Source organism: Desulfobaculum senezii (genome assembly GCF_054657395.1).
Genome location: NZ_BAAHYU010000004.1, coordinates 313,701 through 333,053, shown reverse-complemented (window position 1 = coordinate 333,053; position 19,353 = coordinate 313,701). Strand labels below are relative to the sequence as shown.

General features: G+C 59.9%; 15 protein-coding genes. 12 read left to right on the top strand and 3 right to left on the bottom strand.

Features of this window, described 5'->3' with window-relative positions; genetic code table 11:
- Positions 1-4 precede the first annotated feature (4 nt).
- Positions 5-1,081: a thiamine ABC transporter substrate-binding protein gene (locus tag ACYQ2T_RS16385; RefSeq protein WP_404845403.1), complete on the bottom strand. Its 1,077-nt coding sequence runs from the start codon at positions 1,079-1,081 to the stop codon at positions 5-7.
- Positions 1,082-1,436: 355 nt separating this feature from the next.
- On the opposite strand from ACYQ2T_RS16385, the gene ACYQ2T_RS16380 reads away from it, so the two are divergent.
- Both ACYQ2T_RS16380 and ACYQ2T_RS16375 read left to right on the top strand, forming a co-directional pair.
- Positions 1,437-1,829, top strand: coding sequence for a Fur family transcriptional regulator (locus ACYQ2T_RS16380; RefSeq protein WP_404845404.1), 393 nt, complete (start codon positions 1,437-1,439; stop codon positions 1,827-1,829).
- Between the two features lie 220 nt (positions 1,830-2,049).
- Positions 2,050-2,835 carry a hypothetical protein gene (locus ACYQ2T_RS16375; RefSeq protein WP_459901945.1) on the top strand — a complete coding sequence of 262 codons (786 nt, stop codon included), beginning with the start codon at positions 2,050-2,052 and terminating at the stop codon, positions 2,833-2,835.
- 735 nt (positions 2,836-3,570) lie between these two features.
- Here ACYQ2T_RS16375 and ACYQ2T_RS16370 read toward each other — a convergent pair.
- Complete coding sequence (locus ACYQ2T_RS16370; RefSeq protein ID WP_459901944.1) at positions 3,571-4,011, bottom strand: response regulator; 441 nt, start codon at positions 4,009-4,011, stop codon at positions 3,571-3,573.
- A gap of 892 nt (positions 4,012-4,903) precedes the next feature.
- Here ACYQ2T_RS16370 and ACYQ2T_RS16365 point away from each other — a divergent pair.
- The 9 genes from ACYQ2T_RS16365 to ACYQ2T_RS16325 all read left to right on the top strand — a co-directional run bounded on the left by ACYQ2T_RS16365 (position 4,904) and on the right by ACYQ2T_RS16325 (position 14,186).
- Positions 4,904-5,602: a Crp/Fnr family transcriptional regulator gene (locus tag ACYQ2T_RS16365; protein ID WP_459901943.1), complete on the top strand. Its 699-nt coding sequence runs from the start codon at positions 4,904-4,906 to the stop codon at positions 5,600-5,602.
- 161 nt (positions 5,603-5,763) lie between these two features.
- Positions 5,764-9,585: a proton-conducting transporter transmembrane domain-containing protein gene (locus ACYQ2T_RS16360; RefSeq protein WP_459901942.1), complete on the top strand. Its 3,822-nt coding sequence runs from the start codon at positions 5,764-5,766 to the stop codon at positions 9,583-9,585.
- Positions 9,586-9,587: 2 nt separating this feature from the next.
- Positions 9,588-10,553 (top strand): respiratory chain complex I subunit 1 family protein, encoded by a 966-nt coding sequence (locus ACYQ2T_RS16355; RefSeq protein ID WP_404845409.1) that lies wholly within the window; start codon positions 9,588-9,590, stop codon positions 10,551-10,553.
- Positions 10,554-10,566: 13 nt separating this feature from the next.
- Positions 10,567-11,004 carry an NADH-quinone oxidoreductase subunit B family protein gene (locus ACYQ2T_RS16350; RefSeq protein WP_404845410.1) on the top strand — a complete coding sequence of 146 codons (438 nt, stop codon included), beginning with the start codon at positions 10,567-10,569 and terminating at the stop codon, positions 11,002-11,004.
- Between the two features lie 11 nt (positions 11,005-11,015).
- Entirely contained in the window at positions 11,016-11,525 is a 510-nt protein-coding gene (locus ACYQ2T_RS16345; protein ID WP_459901941.1) for a 4Fe-4S dicluster domain-containing protein, read from the top strand.
- Positions 11,526-11,528: 3 nt separating this feature from the next.
- A complete protein-coding gene (locus ACYQ2T_RS16340; RefSeq protein WP_404845412.1) occupies positions 11,529-12,065 on the top strand; it encodes an NADH-quinone oxidoreductase subunit C in 537 nt (178 codons plus the stop codon).
- Complete coding sequence (locus ACYQ2T_RS16335) at positions 12,065-13,147, top strand: hydrogenase large subunit (protein ID WP_459901940.1); 1,083 nt, start codon at positions 12,065-12,067, stop codon at positions 13,145-13,147. Before ACYQ2T_RS16340 ends, ACYQ2T_RS16335 begins: the two co-directional genes overlap by 1 nt.
- Positions 13,148-13,188: 41 nt before the next feature.
- Positions 13,189-13,530 (top strand): hydrogenase maturation nickel metallochaperone HypA, encoded by a 342-nt coding sequence (gene hypA / locus ACYQ2T_RS16330; RefSeq protein WP_404845414.1) that lies wholly within the window; start codon positions 13,189-13,191, stop codon positions 13,528-13,530.
- A 17-nt stretch (positions 13,531-13,547) separates the two neighbouring features.
- Positions 13,548-14,186, top strand: a complete 639-nt coding sequence (locus tag ACYQ2T_RS16325) for a 4Fe-4S dicluster domain-containing protein (RefSeq protein WP_404845415.1) — start codon at positions 13,548-13,550, stop codon at positions 14,184-14,186.
- 396 nt (positions 14,187-14,582) lie between these two features.
- Here ACYQ2T_RS16325 and ACYQ2T_RS16320 read toward each other — a convergent pair whose 3' ends face one another.
- Positions 14,583-14,741 carry a hypothetical protein gene (locus ACYQ2T_RS16320; RefSeq protein ID WP_404845416.1) on the bottom strand — a complete coding sequence of 53 codons (159 nt, stop codon included), beginning with the start codon at positions 14,739-14,741 and terminating at the stop codon, positions 14,583-14,585.
- 426 nt (positions 14,742-15,167) lie between these two features.
- On the opposite strand from ACYQ2T_RS16320, the gene ACYQ2T_RS16315 reads away from it, so the two are divergent.
- Entirely contained in the window at positions 15,168-19,295 is a 4,128-nt protein-coding gene (locus ACYQ2T_RS16315; protein ID WP_459901939.1) for a hybrid sensor histidine kinase/response regulator, read from the top strand.
- The last annotated feature ends 58 nt before the right edge of the window (positions 19,296-19,353 follow it).

The following is a 19,353-nucleotide window of genomic DNA, read 5'->3' as shown; positions in this document are numbered from 1 at the left end:
CGCCTTAGCGCAGGACGGTGGTGGTCCAGCGCTGGATGAAGCGCTCGCGCCCTTCGTCGATGGCCTTTGGGCTTAGCGTGGCCGGAGCGTCCAGCGTGGCGGCGTAGGCGCGGAAGACCTCGGGAAGTTCGGCCTTGGCGTTTGCCGGGTATACCCACATTTGCAGCGGAATATCCTGCTGGACTTCGGCGGAGAGCAGGAAGTCCACAAAGCGTTCGGCCAGTTCGCGCTGCTTCGTGCCCTTGAGGATGCCGGCGAACTCCACCTGACGGAAGCCGGACCCGGCCGTCAGCACGGCGGCGGTGGGGGCGTCGTCTGGCTTTTCCTCGGCGTAGTAGACCTCGGCCGCGGGGCTGGAGGCATAGCTGACCACAATGGGGCGCGTGCCGTCAGAGGCGGCGGAGAATTCGCCCCAGTAGGCGTTCTTCCAGCTATCGGTGATTTTGACGTCGTTCTGCGCGAGTTGCTGCCAAAATGCAAACGCGCCCTCTTCGCCAAAGTGCCCCACCGTTGCCAGCAGGAAGGACAGACCGGGAGATGACGTGGCGGGGTTCTGCACCACGGTCAGCCCCTTGTATTCCGGGCGCGTCAGGTCTTCCAGCGAGGTGGGGGCGGGCAGGCCCTTGGCCGCGAACCACGCCTTGTCGTAATTCAGGCACACATCGCCAAAGCTGACGGGCAGCAGCCTGTGGGCGCTGTCCAGCTTCAGGCTTTCCGGGATGTCCGCAAGAGCCGGGGCGTTGTAGGCTTCAAAGATGTCTGCGTCTATGGCGCGGCTCAGAAATGTGGTATCCACACCGATGAAGATGTCCGCCAGCGGATTGCCCTTGGCAAGGATGCACTGGTTCAGTCCCGCGCCTGCGCCGCTGGTTTTCAGGAACGCGACCTTGGCCCCGTGTTCCTCCTCAAAGCGCTGCACAAGCTCTTTGCTGATGCTGAAACTATCGTGGGACATGACTGTCAGCGTTGGCATTTCGGCTGGCTTGTCCTTGGCGGACTGCGCCGTGGTGGCGCTGTCGTCGCCGCACGCCGCAAGGGCGAGGGTCAGGCACAGGGCGGCGAGGGTGAGGAATCTGGACATGGTGGAGTCTCCTTTACTGGTGACGGAATTGGCCTGAGGCGGGGCCGGGCCTTCCCCGCCGCGCTTTTGAGCCGCGTTGCGCGAGCTTTCGGGCTACGCGCAAACTGGGCGAAAAGCCCCGGACGAAGCGCGCTGGCAGGGCGCGCGCAGTGGTCGTATGGTGCACGTACATCAATAGGAAAAGGGCGGTGTTGTCAACGTCCGTGCGTCAGACAACGGTTTCGCGATTTGCTTTTTTCCCGTATTCAGGTGAGAAACCCTTGACGAAAGCGCCCTAAAGATGGTTACACCCTCCGCCCCGGAGTCCGTGGTTTCGGCATAAATAAACGGTTCTTTCAACAATCACAAAGAAGAGATGAAGCGAAACACCCCTCAAAGACAAGCCATCGTTCAAGTGTTGAGTGCTGCCCGTCGTCCTCTGAAGCCGGAGGAGATACTCAGTCGCGCGCAGGCCATAGTCCCGCGTCTGGGCATTGCCACGGTCTACAGAAACCTTGCCAAACTCACCGAGCTTGGCGAAATTGATCAAATTCTCCTCCCCAACCAAAAGGCGCACTACGAGAAGCGCCGCCGCAAACGCCATCACTTTTTCCAGTGCCTCCGGTGCCACAGGGTTTTTGACCTGGAGCCCGCAGAGGAGGACTTCAGTGAGCTGTTGCCCACAGGCTTCACGCTGGAAGGATACGAAGTTGTTTTGCAAGGGATTTGCGAGGGTTGTCAGGATTCCGGAGACGACGCTCCGGCCTAGCCGCCGTTTCGTTCCGTCCTGCCGTCGCTCAGACAACACATCTCGTGCGGGTGGCGGCCTGCGTCTGCCGGGAAACCGGTGCGCCCTTAGCCCCGCCGCATCGGCGTAGACCGACGTTCCCCGGTCATCCCGCGCCCCGGTCATTCTTCAACCGTATCGCCCACGCCTCAGGCAGCCCCGTCGTGCCGTTTTGTGCGGCGGAGCAATATCAGCGTAACTCATGGAATCGACACTTCTTCTCGGCCTCGCCGCCGGGTATCATTATGGCGATGTGCGGCCCTTTGCCGCGTCTCTGGAGCAGTCCGGCTTTCGCGGCGACTGCGTTCTTTTTATTACGCCCACCACCCGCGGCGCAGATCGCATTGCCGCCCACGGCGTGACGACCGTGCCCTTTGAGCGGCCCGCCGAAAAGGCGCACATACCCTATAATGCGTGGCGGTACGTGCTCTATCGCGATTGGCTCGCAAACGCCCCGCTCCGTTACTCCCGCATTCTGCTCACAGACGTGCGCGACGTCATCTTTCAGGCCGACCCCATGGCCTACGCGTGGGGCCCCGGCGTCAACGTCACTCTTGAGGACGCCTGCACCAGCGTTGGCACCTGCCCCTACATGACCAAGTGGGTCACCGGGCATCTTGGCGACGCCGCGTGGCGCGCCATGGCACAGTGCCGCGTCTCCTGCTCCGGGACCACCGTGGCCGCGCATGGCCCCATGCTCGATTATCTGGACCGCATGATTGCCCATCTCAAGGGCTACGTGCCCCAGAAGGGTATGGCGGGCTACGATCAAGGCGTACACAATCATCTTCTGCACACCGGGCAACTGCCCGAGGTGACCTGCCACGACAACTCCGGCCCCATTCTCACCCTCGCCATGAAGCCCACCACCCCGGCCATCGACGCCGAAGAGCGCATTCTCAACGACAACGGCGACCCCGCCGTCATCGTCCATCAATACGACCGCAAACCCGACCTCTTCGCCACCCTGCGCCAGCGTTACGCCTAAGAGGCGGCGCTGTGGCCTGCCGTGTGGTTGCGCCATGCTGTTGTTACCTCCGGTGGGTTAAGGATTTCATCCTTAACGATCCTCTTATGGGGGATGGGAGTGGGGCGTGTGGCGCGGTGTTTGTGAGCGCCCTCCACGGCCTCGCCCTCCATATGGGGATCCATAAGGGAGTCAGTCCTTTATGCCGTCGGAGACAAAAACGCGAGGTGTTGACGCGCGGTAGGCTGTGGCGTGCCGTGTGGTAGCGCCCTGCTTGTGTTACCTCCGGTGGGTTAAGGATTTCATCCTTAACAATCCTCTCGTGGGGGGATGGGAGTGGGGCGTGTGGCGCGGTGTTTGTGACCGCCCTCCACGGCCTCGCCCTCCATATGGGGATCCATAAGGGAGTCACTCCCTTATGCCGTCGGAGACACAAAACGTGTGGCGTTGGCGCGCGGTAGGCTGTGTGCTGGGGGCTGGAAATGGGGTGTGTGGTCGTAGTTTTGGGGCGCGGGGATTTGGTGGTGTCAGGGTGCGGACAGCCGTATTGTCGGCTTGGTGACGCTTTCTGGTGGCGATTTTGGAAGGATTTTCGCGAAAAAATTAAAAAAGAGCCGCCCGGTCAAGGACGGGACCGGGCGGCATTCGGTAGGCATCACGCGCAGTACGGGGTGCGTGGTGTCTTTTTTCCCTCCGCGCCGGGAGTTTCACAAGGAGGAAAGCGCGGAGGCGCGGAGGGAAAGTGAACGATGTGGGCTAGGCGTGCAGTGCTCCGGAGCCGGCCGTGGTGGCCGGTGCGGGGATGAGTTCCACGCGTTCTGCGGCGGTGGCACCCTTGTCGCTGCGCAGGAAGCCCTTGCGGATGGTCTCCAGCAGGTCATTTTGCTGGTAGGGCATGGCGAGGTAGCCTTCGGCGCCCTTGAGGCCCTGCAGCATGGTGACCTTCTCTTGCCCGGCGAGAACAACCACGGCGGTGCGCGGTGCGCGCTGCTTCAGGTTTTCGAGGGAGCGGCGGGTGCAAAGGTTCGGCGTGGTGGAGTCGATAACCACGGCATCCAGATATTCCGGCATCTTGTCGAGTGCCTGGGAGCAGCTCTCGGCGGTCAGCACGTAGCAGCCTGCCTGGCGCAGAAGGGTGGAAGCCTTTTCACTGCTGTACGGATCTTCGATAACGAGAACGGAAAACATCGTTTGCATTTTGGTACCCTCCGGGGAGGTTTTGTGAAAAAATTAACGCTGTGTTGGACGTTTTGTATATCGTTTCAGAGCAAGCCTGTGGGGCGCAAAGACTGTCTTCTCCCTGACATAGAGCTTGCTTAAGAGAGTTTTGCAATGCAACTGCAGTGGACAGTGTGTGTTGTGCGTGATGTTGCATTGATGTAATTGAAAAAATTTTCAATGAACTTGCTTTCTCTTAAAGAGACTCATGCGTCAGTTTTGCGTTGGTGTCAAAAGTGTCGCGTTCATGACAATTCGTTATGCAGTCATGATAGCTTGGTATTTATATTTTGGAAAAGAGTAATGCGTAGAAGATTTAACGATGTACTGTGAAAGATAATATTGGGAAGAACTCAGTTGTGTGAAAGATGAAATTTGTGAGGACAACTGTGAATATGAATGGTGTCCAGTTTCTTAAAAATACGCGTTGTTGTGTTGTGTGTTGGATAAGCTTTTAAATAGCGAGACAAAAATAGTTGATGCATGGCTATAAAGTCCCATGCTGGTTTGGCGTTACAGGGAAATTTTTTGAAAATTCTTGTCTTTTTCGCGTGGCAGAGTGCGGCACGTCTTGCTTGCGAAGTTTTTCCCAATCGGATAAGAAGCTCCTCGCAACGAATCGAGGCGATGAGGGGAAAGTTGGGAATGCTGCCGGTACCCCCAGTCAGAAATCAGAGCAAATCTCTGTTCGGAACTGGAAAATCCGGCAAAATCGCCCAAAATCGGGATTGATAACTTGGGCATGGTTTGGCACCATCGGAACCCGTAGACTTGATCAGCATTTGACACCACATCCTGGTTGGCTGCCCGGAAACTGGCGCAAAGGCTGACACCCAATACGCGGGAAACCCGAGCCGAGGAAGGCATGACTATGATTACACACACGAGTCTGGCACCCATGAATATGCTGGAAGTTCTGGAAAGCCCCGAACATGCGGAATTCTCCGAGCTGTTTCGCGAACGGCGCTACCTGAAGAACAACATGATTCTCACCCCGTCCGAGGCCGGGAACCAGATCTTTGTGGTCAAGCGCGGCCGCGTGCGAGTGTTCCTCGCCGATGATGACAAGGAATTCAACCTTGCCATCTTGAAGGAAGGCGATGCGTACACCACGCATACCCGTGCCTGCCTGCAGGCCTTGACGGATACGACCATTCTCGTGTCCGAGATGCAGACGTTCGGGCGTCAGGCTGCGGATAGCCCGTGCTTCTCCATGGCGACCCTGACCCTCTTGGGCGAGCACCTGCACAACACGCTCAACATCATCAACCGCCTTGCCTTCAAGGACATCAAGATGCGCCTGTGCGACTTCCTGCTGCAGGAGGCCAATGACAGAGGCGAAGAAAACCGCGCTGGCGTGGTGGTCTCCACGGGGCTGTCCGTGAAGCAGATTGCCGATTTTGTCGGCTCCACGCGCCAAACCGTGTCCACCCTGCTTAATGAGATGCAGAAGGACGGCGTGCTCACCAGACTGAGCCGCGGCAAGTATGTGGTGCATGATGTGACATCGCTGGAAGCAGGAGCTTCGTCGCAGCAGCGCCCGTCAATGTTGCGCCAGCAATCCGCATAGGCTTTGCAGGCGTGAAGGCGCGAATTCACTGGTATCCGGGAGGATAAGACGTCGTAGAGACGACAAAATATTGCGAAGTGTCAGCCAGATTACGGTTTTTTACCTAGACGTAATGTAGGTTGCCCTTGTCTTTGTGCGTACCTTAAGGGGGGTATTTTGACATGGACACTGTGCAACCTATCTACTCGATTTCGTTTGCAGTCTGTCTTGGCGCTATCATCAGCCTGATAGCGCAGGTCGGCGCGTTGAAACGATACCGGAATGTCCTGCAACTCATCGCGCTGTCGTGCGTGGCTGAGGTTGGGGTCGCTCTGGTTGGTTTTGGCGCTGGGTCTTTTTCCGGCATTGCCGGTGGTGCGTTGCACCTGTTCTATCAACTTGCAACCCGTGCACTGGCGCTTGTAACCTTATATGCGCTGTCCCGCAGGGCTGGGTCCTTCTCGCTGGACCGGCTGCGCGGTGTGCACGCCAAAAGCCCGCTTATGGCTCTGGGCTTCGGCTTTGCCATGTTCGCCGCCCTCGGCTTTACGCCGTTTAAGGGTGCCGTGAGCAAGCTTGCCGTGGTCTATAGCGCCATTGAGACCGGGCACCTCGTCAGCGCAATTCTTGTGCTGGCTGGCAGCATTCTTGCTGTTTGGTACACTCTCAAAATCGTACAGGCCGTGTGCTTTGAGAAGAGCGGTGACTGGGACGCAGACGATGCGCCCGCGCCGCAGACCCCGTCGTGGGTGCCGTTTGCCGCCGGCGGCCTTGCCGTGTTGGTGGCGTACATGCACGCACTGCCCGATGGTATGATCCATATGGTGCAGGACTGGGTCGCTTCCGGCTACAACGTGCCGCACAACATGCCGCATTTTGAATCCCCGTGGCCCATGGCCGCCGTGGTTCCTTATGTCGGTGCTTTTGTGCTTTTGCTTGTCGCCCGCTTTGCTCCTCGCGAGATTGCGGGCGTTCGTGTACGTGAGGGTGGGGCTGTTCTTCTTTCCGTCATCACTTTGGTGATGGTGCTGGCTGCGGATGGTCTGGCTCCGCTGTCCAGCCTGTTCGCGACGATTATGGCGTTCATCGGTCTGGCGGTGACGGCATACTCTGTCGGGTACATGGATGAGACGAAGAACGGCGACCGCTATTGGTTCTTCCTGCTGCTTATGCAGGGCTCGCTGGTCGGGCTGTGTATGGCGGGGGACCTTGGCTCCGTGTACTGTTTCTGGGAGCTGATGACCTTTACGTCCTACTTCCTGGTCATCCATGCGCAGACTGATGCCGCCATCAAGGCCGGCTTCAAGTACTTCTTCATGTGTGCTTCCGGCGCGTACGTCATGCTCTTTGGCATGCTGCTTCTGCATGCGAACCTCGGCACCTTTGAGCTTGCGGCTTTGTCTGGGGCCGCCAGTTCCCTGACGCCGGGCGCCGCTGCGGGCATCCTGCTGGCGTGCTGCGTTGGATTTGCCGTTAAGGCCGGTCTGATGCCTATGCACAGCTGGCTTCCCGAAGCGCACCCCGTGGCTCCGTCGTCCATCTCCGCGCCGCTTTCCGGCATCCTGACCAAGACCGGCATCTACGGCATTGTGCTTGTCGGTTTCAGTATCATGGGTGCGGGAGTGATGCAGGGGCATGGCGGGGCGTTCCATGTGGGTTCGCTCCTGTCCTTCGTCGGTGCTGTGACCCTGCTGTACGCAGAGGTTATGGCGTACCGGCAGACCAATGTGAAACGCCTGCTGGCGTACTCCACCATGGCGCAGGTTGGTGAAATTACCATCACCCTCGGCATGGGCACGTACCTCAGCGTTGTGGGCGGTTTGGCGCATGTGTTCAACCACGCCATCATGAAGAACCTTCTCTTCCTGTGTATTGGCGTGATCATCATGCGTGCTGGAACCTACTCCATTGACAGACTCAAGGGCATGGGACGCGTAATGCCCGTGACCGGCGTGTGCTTTTTGATGGCCACGTTGTCGATATTGGGTCTTCCCCCCTTTGGAGGCTTTGCGAGTAAGTTCCTCATGGTCTACGCCGCGCTCGACGCCGGACATTGGATTCTGGCTGCGGCCATACTGGGCGGTGGGCTGATTGCCGTCCTGTATTACATGCGCCTGGTCCGCGTTTTGTTCTTTGAGCAGTATGAAGGCCCCGCGGTCAAGGAAGCCTCGGCGTTCTGCCTTGCTCCTATGGCTGTGCTGGCGTTCTTTACGCTCTACATGGGCATCAATCCGCAGGCTCTGCTTGGTTTTGTTGTCCCGGTGGCGGATTCTTTGGTTTCTGCCGGCAAGCTGGCTTCCCAGCCCATGCCGAACCTTGGAATCGCTTGGCCTGCCTTCGCGCTCATCCCCATGATCTGCGGCATCGTGCCGTATTTCCTGCGCAAAGACCCCCAAAAATGTGGATGGGCTTCCGTTGGCGTTTTGGCCGTCACCTTCTTTGTGGTGCTCCTGTACTGGGGCAGCCTTGACACCATCTCTCTGTGCTACGCCCTGCTTGTGGCGCTGATGGGCATTTTGAACACGGTGTACTCCGTGAGCTACATGGACCACAGCCATACGCAGTGGCGGTACTACAGCTTCCTGCTTCTGATGATTGGCGGACTTCTCGGCGTGGCCGGAAGCACCAATCTCTTCAGCTTCTTCCTCTTCTGGGAGGTTATGAGTAGCTGGACGCTGTACTTCGTTATCAGTCATGAAGAGACTCCCGATTCGCTCCGGGAGGGCTTTAAGTATTTCATCTTCAACGTGCTGGGCGCGACGTTCATGTTCTTTGGCATCGTCCTGCTCAGCTCCTCTGCCGGAACCTTTGAGATTGGCGAACTGGCCAAGTCCATCGGGCAGCTGCCCGGTTGGGTGGGCTTCACGTCCATTGGTCTCATCGCCCTTGGCTTTGCCATGAAGGCCGCCATGCTGCCGCTGCGCATCGACATCTGGATGCACCCATCCACGGCGCCGACGCCTGTCAGTGGCTACATCTCTTCCGTTCTCCTGAAGTCCGGTCCCTTTGGCCTGATGAAGCTCTTCTTCATCCTTGGCGGGGCAGGGTTCTTTGCCGGCAAGTCCGGCATCTGGGGACAGCCCGCCATCATGTACGTGCTGGCGTGGATTTCCGGCATCACGATCTTCTATGCAGCGGCCATGGCTGTCATTCAGTCCGGGCTGAAGCGGATGCTCATCTACTCCACGGTGTCCCAGCTTGGGTACATCCTGCTTGGCATCTGCGCCGGAACGTCCCTGACGGTCGCCGCCGGTCTGCTGCATTTCGTGAACCACATGTTCTTCAAGAACCTCGCCTTCCTGTGCGCAGGCGCCATTATGTACCGCACGCATGCCGACTCGCTCTCGCAGCTGTCGGGCATTGGCAAGAAAATGCCGGTGACGCTTGCGGTGTTCACCATTGCGGCGTTCTCCGCCGTTGGCGTACCGCCCTTTAACGGCTTCACCTCCAAGTGGATGCTCTACCACGGTCTCATGGCCGAGAATGAGATTCTGCTGGCGCTGTTGTCCCTGACGGGCAGTGTGCTGACGATGGCTTACTTCGTGAAGTTCCTGCATTCGGCCTTCTTCGGACAGCCGTCCGAGGATTTGGCTCACGTGACGGAAGTTGCGAGGCCCATGCGCGTACCCATGCTGATCCTTGCCGGCGGCTGTGTGCTGTTCGGCGTGTTCCCGGGTCTGCTGCTTGGTCCCATCAACTCCATCATTGCCGACACCGGCTTTGCGCCCCTCGACATCTCGCTGGGCGGCGTGGTTTCCGGTGCCGGGTCCTGGGATGCGTTCGCCACGGCTGTGCTGATGGCACTGGCCTATGGCTTCGCGCGGCTTATCCTGCGCTTTATGAGCAAGAACGAGAGAACCAGCGCCATCCATACCTGCGGTGTGGACGACCTGAGCTCCCGTCAACTGAACATTGGCGCTGACAACCTGTACGAGCCGGCCATCACCGTGCTGCGGCAGTGGATACGCATTCCCGCTTCACTCCTTGCAAACAGGAAGGGTTAGTCATGGAAAACATCTTCTCCTACGCCTTCCATATGCTGGTGTTCCCCGGCGGCGTTTTCGCCCTGTGCCTTGGGCTGCTGCTCAAGGGTATTGATAGGAAGGCTCTGGCGCGCTTGCAGCGGAGGGTTGGCCCTCCCATTGCGCAGCCGTTCTTCGATATCGTCAAGCTCGGCCGGAAGGAGACCATCCTTCCGGCCACGGGCCACACCCTGATGTTCCGCTTTGCGCCCATTCTTGGGTTCATGGGAATGATGGTTGCGGCCATGGTCATGCCGGTTCCCGGCGTGTGGAATGGAGCAGAGGGCCTCGGCGACATGCTGATGATGCTCTATCTGCTGCCCATGCCCGCGCTGGCGCTGATGCTGGCCGGTTCTTCGTCCAGTTCGCCTTATGGCGCCATTGGCGGCTCCCGCGAGATGATTCTCATGTTCGCGTACGAGATTCCGCTTTTGGTGGTTCTGCTGACCGTGGCCTTCAAGGTCGGTCTGGCAACGGGCGGCGTTGCGGAGTTCTCCTTCGCCAAGATTGTGGACTACCAGCTGCAGAACGGTTCGTTCCTGTTTGACTGGACCATGTTCCCGGCGTTTGTGGCTTTTCTGCTCTTCATCCCCGGCACCCTTGGTACGGTGCCCTTCGACCTCGCCGAGGCCGAGACGGAAGTGCTGGAAGGACCGCTGCTTGAGTACTCCGGCCCCAGCCTTGCCATGTTCCAGCTTGGCGGTGCGCTGAAGCTGGTGGTGGTTATGGCCCTTGGGGTGGTGCTGTTCTTCCCGGGCACCATTGCCGGCGGCTGGATTGTGAACCTGGTCTGGTTTGCGGTGAAGTGCATGCTGCTCATGCTGTTCTCCGTCACGCTGGTGCGGGCGTCCATGGGGCGTCTGCGCACGGACCAGACCTTTAAGTTCTACCTGAAATATCCCGCGACTCTCGCCTATGTCAGCCTCGGGTTAACCTACTTCATCAGATAGGCAGGTGAGTGACATGCAGATTGAAGAAAAACTGCAAAGCATGGCGGCTCGCTCGCCTTGGCTGTACCGCATTAATGCGGGTTCCTGTAACGGGTGCGACGTGGAGCTTGCGACCACGGCGCTTATTCCCCGCTACGACGTGGAGCGCCTGGGCTGCAAGTATTGCGGCAGTCCCAAGCATGCCGACATCGTGCTCATCACCGGTCCGGTGACGGCGCAGGTGAAGGACAAGGTGCTGCGCGTCTACAACGAGATTCCGGAGCCGAAGGTTACCGTGGCTGTGGGCATTTGCCCCGTGTCCGGCGGCGTGTTCCGCGAGAGCTATTCCATCCCCGGGCCGCTGGATTCCATCCTGCCCGTGGACGTGAATGTGCCGGGGTGTCCGCCCCGGCCGCAGGCCATCATTGAAGGCGTCGCCAAGGCCCTCGAACTCTGGAAGACCCGGATATAGGAGGTGCCGATATGCTGACCTTTCTGAAAGTACTGTGGAACAACCTCCTGCAGGGGCCGGCAACCGAGCCGTTCCCCTTTGGGGAGACGCATACGCCAAAACGCCTGCGCGGCCTTGTCCGCGTGGACGCGGACAAGTGCGCCTGTTGCAGCATGTGTATTAACGTCTGCGCCGGCGGCGCCATCCGGCAGGAGGAGCGCGAGGACGGTTCGGGCAAGGACTTCTACGTGTGGCACAACACCTGTACGTTCTGCGGCATGTGCGAGAAGTATTGCCCCACCGGAGCCATCAAGCTCTCCAATGACTGGTCCACCGCGCACTTTAATAGCGAGAAGTACTCCTTCCGCGAGCAGGTGTTCATTCCCTTCGAGAAGTGTGAGGAGTGCAATACGCGCATGCCCCGCGTGCCGTATGCCATGCTGGAAAAAATATACGGTGAACCCACAGACGACATTGTGCAGCTGTACACGCTTTGCCCCGAGTGCAGGCGTCAGAAGGCTGCGCAGCAGTTGGGAGCGTAACCAATGAAAGTAGAACGCAAAAAGTCCATCGAGGCCTTGGCGCAGAGCATTGCGCCAAGCCTTGAAGTCACATGGACCACTGACGACAAGAATAACGACTACGGCTGGGTGGAGCTGCCGAAGGCCGATGATCTTGTGCCGTTTGCCAAGGGGCTGGTTCCCCTTGAGGCGCGGATTATGACCATCACGGCCCATGCGCCGGAGAATCCCTCCGAAAAGGGGTTCTTTGAGGTGTGTTACCACTTCATCATCAAGGGCACCGCGCTGACCGTCCGCGTCATCCCCGAGGGCACCACGCCCACGGTGCCGTCCATCACGCCGTGGCACAAGGCCGCGGACTGGGCGGAGCGCGAAGTGCACGAGCTGTACTGCATTGAAGTGGCGAACCACCCCAATCCCAAACCGCTGTTCCTGAACAACGAGACGCAGCCGCTCGCTATGGAGCGCCTTGTCCCGCTGTCCACCATGGGCAACGGTGCCTGTACCAATACCCTTTGGGAAAAGATCATGGGCGATAAGTCCGGGGAGGCCGTACACTAATGGCGAATTACACCATTCCTGTCGGTCCGCTGCACGTTGCGCTGGAAGAGCCTATGTACTTCCAGGTGGACGTGGAGGGCGAGGTCGTCAAAAACATCGAGATGTACGCGGGCAACGCCCACCGCGGCATGGAAGCCCTCGCGCGGGAGCGCAACCTCTTCCAGAACGTGGTGCTTACCGAGCGCGTGTGCTCTCTGTGCTCCAACAACCATCCGCTGACCTACTGCATGTCCGTCGAGCACGTGGCAGGCATTGAGGTGCCGGAGCGCGGGCAGTACCTGCGCACCATCGCCGACGAGGTCAAGCGTATCTCCTCCCACATGTTCAACGTGGGCATCGGCATTCATGTGAACGGCTTTATGTCGCTGTTCATGCACGCCATGGAGCTGCGCGAGAAGATGCAGGACCTCAAGGAAACCGTGTGGGGCAACCGCATGGACATCTGCGCCAACATTATCGGCGGCGCGAAGTATGACCTTGACGACGAACTCATCGCGTACATGAAGCGGACCCTTGAAGAGCTGAAAAAGCCCTGCGAGGAGTTCCTGCATATCTACACCACGCACCCGCAGATTAAGGCCCGTACCGAGGGCGTCGGCATGTTCCCGTACGAGGACGCCGTCCGCTACGGTGCCAACGGCCCGGTGGCGCGTGCTTCCGGTCTGGACAACGACGTGCGTAAGGAATCCCCCTACGCCGCGTACGACCGCGTGAAGTTTGACGTTGTGCTGGAGGACGGATGCGACGTCCGCGCCCGCGCCGTTGTGCGCCTGCGCGAGATTTTCGAGTCCATCTCCATTCTGGAGCAGTGCCTGCGGGATATGCCCGAAGGTCCCATCGTCTGTGATCCGCTGCCCGAGATTCCCGAGGGCGAAGCCATTGCGCGCTCCGAAGCGCCGCGTGGCGAGCTGATCTACTACCTGCGGACCAACGGCACCCTGAAGCCGGAGCGCCTGAAGTGGCGTGTTCCCACCTATGTGAACTGGGAAGCACTGCGCGTGATGTTGAAGGACTGCAAGGTCGCCGACATCGCGCTCATCGTGAACAGCATCGACCCGTGCCTCTCCTGCACGGAACGATAGCCAGACCGGATCTGCCAAGGCCGGAGTAGAACGAAGCGCATATGCATGAACTTGCGATTGTGACCAGCATTCTAGAGATTGCAAAACAAGAGGCGTCGAAGTATGACGCGAAACGCATTACGCGGGTGCGCCTGAAAGTCGGGGAAATGTCCTGCCTGGAGGCGAGAACGCTCACGTCGTGCTTTGAGATTTGCGCAGAGGGGACTCCGGCCCAAGGGGCCGAGCTGATCGTCAACACGGTCCCCGTCACCTGGAAATGCAAAAACTGTCAAAACGAGTTCGAGGAGCCCGTCGATTACGCTTGCCCATCGTGCGGCAGCAAGACGCTCGATATGATGACTGGCCGCGAGCTTCTCGTCGAAAGTCTTGACGTTGAAACATGAATCGAGAGGTGCGGAACATGGATAAGCAGGAAAAGCAGCAATATATCATTCATGCGGACCCTTCAAAGTGCAAGGGATGCAAGAAATGCGAAATCGCCTGTGCGCAGGCGCATTATAATCTGACCAAGAAAGAGATCATCAAGAACCGCTCCAAGCTGGAGCCGCGCATCAAGGTCTACAAGGCCAACGATCTCAAGATGCCCATCCAGTGCAGGCACTGCCAGAACGCGCCGTGCTCCAAGGTGTGCCCCACCGGCGCCATTGTGCAGGACGGCAACATCGTGCGTGTGCGTCACCAGTACTGCGTTGGCTGCCGCATGTGCGTTATGGCATGCCCCTTCGGCGCCATCGTGGTGGCGGACAAGGACCCCGTGTTCGGCGATAATGCCCCCGTGCAGACCAGCCGCGCCGTGGCCCTCAAGTGCGACCAGTGCGAGGAGTGGCGCGCCGAGAATGGCAAGGACGTCAGCGCCTGTGTTGAGGCCTGCAAGTTCGGCGCGCTCCAGTTCCTGACCATTGAGGAATACCGCGCCATGAAGATGGCTGAGGCCGCGCAGAACATCGCTGCGGAAAACGGCCTGTGCGACTGCGCCGAAGAGGAGCAGAAGCAGGACGAGGAGCCCGCTGCCAAAGAGCAACCCCGCGTTCAGGCCTAAGAGCCAAATGACAGACCGCAGGCCGCTCCGCGAGGGCGCGCCGCGCGGCGCGGGCAGAGTGCACGGCCACCGCGCCACTCTCCGACGGGAGAGCCGCACCGCACGCCGCGCCGGCGTTGGCCGCCACAGCCGGGCCGCTTGCATTCCGCGCAGCCAGACAGGCCGCGTGGACGCGCAAATGATCCTCGCTCCCCTCCCACAATGGGAGCGACGACCATAGCGAGTACGCACGTAGTACTCACAGATTGGACATGACCCCCGCCTTTCATCCCACACCGGAAGGCGGGGGTCCCTGTGTCTGGCGGGCAGGATTGCCAACGCCCGCACAGGAAAAAAGGCCCGCAACACTGATGTTGCGGGCCTTTTTTCGTGGCAATGGACAGGGCGTGGAAGTGTCTACTCGACCTTCTTCCCGGTTTCTTCTTCGCGGATTTCCACGATGCCGGGACGCTGACCACGCAGATGCTTTTCGCGCTCAAGGCGGGCAATCTGGTAGTTGTCGGTGTTGTAGATGACGTCTTCCTTGCCGTTGTCGATAAGGACGAGATTGTACATGCGGATAACTCCTTCTGGATTCTGCCATCCGGGGAACGCGGACCGGTGGGCTGCGGCGTTGCCGTGCACCTTCCGGCGTGTTCACATTCCAGGCGACGGGTAGCAAGAATTAGTGTTCCTGCCGCTCAAGTCAAGCGCTTGTTGCACCATGGGGGCAAGGTTTTTCTGCGAAGGGGATGTTCAGCGCCCCGGCAGATGGCTCATGATGGGCGGAAGTGACGTGGAGAGTGTTCCTTTGGCTGTGAATCTGATAGTATTGCGTGTGGATTGTCATCGTTTGACAGGGCGCCCCGAGCGCCCGGCATGTGAGGGACGCATGAGACGCCGCAGTACACAGCCAGCTTGCACCGCACGCCCTGCCCAGCGGGGACGCGCCGCCACGGCCTCTGCGCGTGTGAGAGCGTCCGCACGCTGCGGGGGGCGGGCATGAGGCGTCGCGCTATCCCCATATTCCGCGCCGCGCTGCTTTTCCACCTGTTGGCGGGAGCCATCTTGATTGCCACGGTGGGGCTTGGCACCACAACGCAGGTGCGCCGCGTTGTTGAGGACTATCAGGACCGCCTCATCGACAGCCGCGTGCAGTATGTGCAGCACGCCATAGGCGCTTTTTTGATGCACAACTTTTCCGAGCTTCAAGGCCACGCCGCGTTTCCATTTCTGATTGAGGGGCTGGCTGCGCCGCAGCGCGACCAGCGCGTCGCCTTCCGGGAATTCCTTAATGAACTGTCATTGCTTGGCTACACGCCGCAGTTCGTCTTGCTGAGCCGAAGCGGGGCGGTTGCCCATGCTACGCGGGAGTGGCCCCGCTTTGATTACAGCCAGGACGAAAGCATCCGGCGCATCCTGCAAGGCATGGCGGATTCCGCCTTTTCTTTGAATTTCTTTCAGGATGATGCGTATTGGCGCATTGCTGTGCCTGTGTATTCCCTTGTGGGGGTAGAGGGCGTGCTGCTGACGGAGCTTCCATTTTCCGCGCTGGAGGACGAGGGAGGGCTGACGGACCTTGCGCAGGGCGTGTCGTTGCGGCTGGTGAAGGACGGCACGGTGCTTGCGCAGTATGGCCCACCGGGCGAAGGGCAGCCGCGTGTGGAGGTGCTGGAGAATATCCCGTCCGTGCAATTGCAGTTCTTTTGGGACAAGGCCGCCCTGCTGCACGAGCGGAACATCCTTGTGGCGCGCATTGTGGTGGGACCGGTTATTGTGATTATGGGCGTTTTGGCCCTTGTGCTGTTTTTGGTGCGCCGGGTGTTTACGTCGCCGCTGCGCGAGTTTCGCGTGGTGGCGCACTCCGTGGCCGAAGGCGGGAATGAAGTGCTGGTGCCGGAGCGGCAGATTACCGAGGAATTGGCCGTTCTCGCCCGCGATTTTAATACCATGACCGCCCGTGTGGCCGCGCGTGAAGATGCCCTGCAGCGTACGCGGGACGTGCTGGAGGTACGCGTGCGGGAGCGCACGCGCGAACTGCACTCCGCGCTGGAGTCCGTGAGTGAGCGGGAATCCGTGGTCCGCGCCATGAATGACGCCGCGCTGGACGCCATGGTCATGATAGATGCGAAGGGCGTCATACTGTTCTGGAACAAAGCGGCCGAGGAGCTGTTTGGCTACACGACGGAGGAAGCGCTTGGGCGGGATGTGCATGAGATTATCGCCCCTGCTGATGCGCGCGCCGAGGCCCGCGCAGGCATGGAGCAGTTTGCCCACAGCGGGACGGGCCGCGTTGTTGGTTCCGTGCTGGAGTTTGAAGCCATCCGTAAAGACGGCTCGCGCTTTTTGGTGGAGCGGGCGGTGGCGTCCTTTGAGCATCAGGGCGAGTGGTACGCCATTGGCAGCATTCGCGATGCATCCATGCGCCGCGAGACCGAGGAGGAGCTGCGCAGGTTGTCCCTTGTGGCGCGGCAGACGGATAACGCCGTTATCATCACAAATTCCCAAGGGCGTGTGGAATGGGTCAATGAAGCCTTTACCCGTATGACGGGCTATACCATTGAGGACATGGCGGGGAAAAAGCCCGGCAGTGTCCTGCAGGGGCCGGAGACGAACGAGGACACGGTCCGCTTCATGTCCCAGCGGCTCAAAAAGCGCAAGGGCTTCAAGACGGAGCTTATAAACTACACCAAAACGGGGCAGCGCATTTGGCTGGCCATAGAGGTGACCCCCGTGCGCAATGCCGAGGGCGCGGTAACGCATTTTATCGCGGTGGAAAGCGACGTGACCGAACGCAAGGCCATGGAGGCGGAACTTGTGCGTTCCAAGCTGGAAGCCGATGCCGCCAACGCCGCCAAAGGCGATTTTCTTGCCCGTATGAGTCATGAAATCCGCACGCCGCTCAATGCCGTCATCGGCCTTGGGCATTTGCTGCGCAAGTCGGACCTCAGCGGCACGCAGGCGGATTATGTGGAGAAAATCAGCGTTGCGGCGCAGTCGCTGTTAGGCGTCATTAACGACATTTTGGATTTTTCGCGCATTGAGTCTGGGCGGCTGGAGATTGAGACCGTTCCGTTTTCCGTGAGGACCATGGTCAAAAATGTGGTCAGCATCATGGGCCTGCTGGCTGAGGAAAAGGGGCTGGAGCTCCGCGTGCGGGTGGCGGAGGACGTGCCGGAGTGGCTGGAGGGCGATCCTTTGCGGCTTCGCCAAATCGTGACCAATTTCCTCAGCAATGCCATTAAGTTCACGGAGCGAGGCGAGGTGCGGCTCAGTGTGGGGCTTGTGCATACGACGTCCTCCCACGCCGTTGTGGAATTCGTTGTAGCCGACACAGGCATAGGCATGAGCAAGGAGCAACAGCGGCGGCTGTTCACGGCGTTTTGGCAGGCGGAGGCGTCCACCTCGCGCCGCTTTGGCGGGTCTGGCCTTGGGCTGGTCATTTCCAAGCACCTTGCGGAGCTTATGGACGGAACTATCACCGTGGAGTCCGCCGTGGACGAGGGGAGCACCTTTACCTTTACCGTGCGTCTGCCCATCAATGAAACGCAGGAGCAGCACATAGGCGACGAGGCGCTGGAGGGCAAGCGGGTGCTGGTGGTGGACAACAGCGAAACCTCGCGCGAGCTGCTGCTTGCCGTCGTGCAGAATCTGCATATGGCGCCGATGGTCGCCGATTCCGGCGCGTCGTGCCTTGCTTCGCTGCGGCAGGCGGCGGAGCAGGGCCAGCCTGTGGATGTGGTGGTCATGACGTGGCGCATGCCTGGGATGGACGGCGTGGAAACGGCCCGCGCCATTGCCGGGGACGCGACCATTTCGCCAAAGCCCGGCATTGTCCTCATGACGGCCTTTGGCAAGGAAAACCTGAAGAAGTACAGCGCCGGCGTCGCCATTGATGCGATTGTGGATAAGCCCGTGGACCCGGAGGAGCTTGCAGAGGCGCTGCGCGAGGTCTTTGCGCCGGGTGTTGGCCTTGGCACGCAGGTGCAGGCCCCGCCGCCATCCCCGCGCGACACACAGGCGCCACTCGAGGGCATCCATCTGCTGGTGGTGGAGGACAATAGCATTAACCAGCAGGTGGCGCAGGAAATATTGCAGGACATGGGCGCGGAGGTGACCCTTGCGGCCAACGGCAAGCTGGCGCTTGAGGAGCTGGAGAAGCAGACGTTTGATGGCGTGCTTATGGACATCCAGATGCCCGTCATGGACGGATACGAGGCCGCGCGGCATATCCTGGAGGATACACGCTTTTCGGAGCTTCCCATTGTGGCCATGACGGCGCACGCCATGGCGGGTGACCGCAAAACCAGCTTGGATGCCGGAATGAATGAGCACGTCACCAAGCCTATTGACCCGTCTGTGCTCCTTGAGGTGTTGGAGCGCATTCTCCTTGGGAAGGAGTCCACCGGGAAGGCTGGCGATTCCAGAGGGGCCGCTCCCGCGCCGTCTGTAGCGGCGCAAGAGGCGCGGCCTGAGGAACGGCCCGCACTGCCGAACCTTGTGGGGGTGGACGTGGTGAAAGCGCTGGGCGCTCTGGGCGGTAAGGTTGGGCTGCTCCGCTCGCTGCTTATGCAGTTTGGCGAGCAGTATGCCTTTGCGCATGAGGAGGTGCGGCGGCTGCTTGAGGCCGGGGACGCTGAACAGGCGCGGGTGTATGCGCATACGATGAAGGGCGTGTCCGCCAATTTGGGGATGGATTCCCTCAGCGCCGTCAGTAAGGAGCTGGAGGCCGCAATTGTGGCGTCTGGCACCGATGTGGCGCAGGACCTGATGGAACGCTTTGAGCGCGAGCTTTTTGCCGTTGTGCAGAGCCTGCACGTTCTTGAAAACACGCCAGAGGCCGGGAACGCCCCGCAGTCCGCTGCAGAACGCTTGGATGACGCCGCAATTCGCGCTACCCTGCGCGAATTGAACCGGGAGGTGAGCTCCCGCAGCTTTACGGCAGGCCGGGTGGCCGCGCGGCTTGTTTCGGCACTCGGGGACCAGACGGGCGCGCAGGATGCCGAAGCCATTGTAACGGCGCTGAAGGCCTTTGATTACGTCCGCGCCGCAGAAGTGCTGGCCGCTTTGGCCCAGCGGCTTGATGTGCCGCTGGTGGATGAAGATGACGACGCCCCGGAAGAACCATAAAAACACCCCGGAAGAGCTCTGACAAAGCCGGCATGGCTGGTGTGAGGTCTTGGGCGCG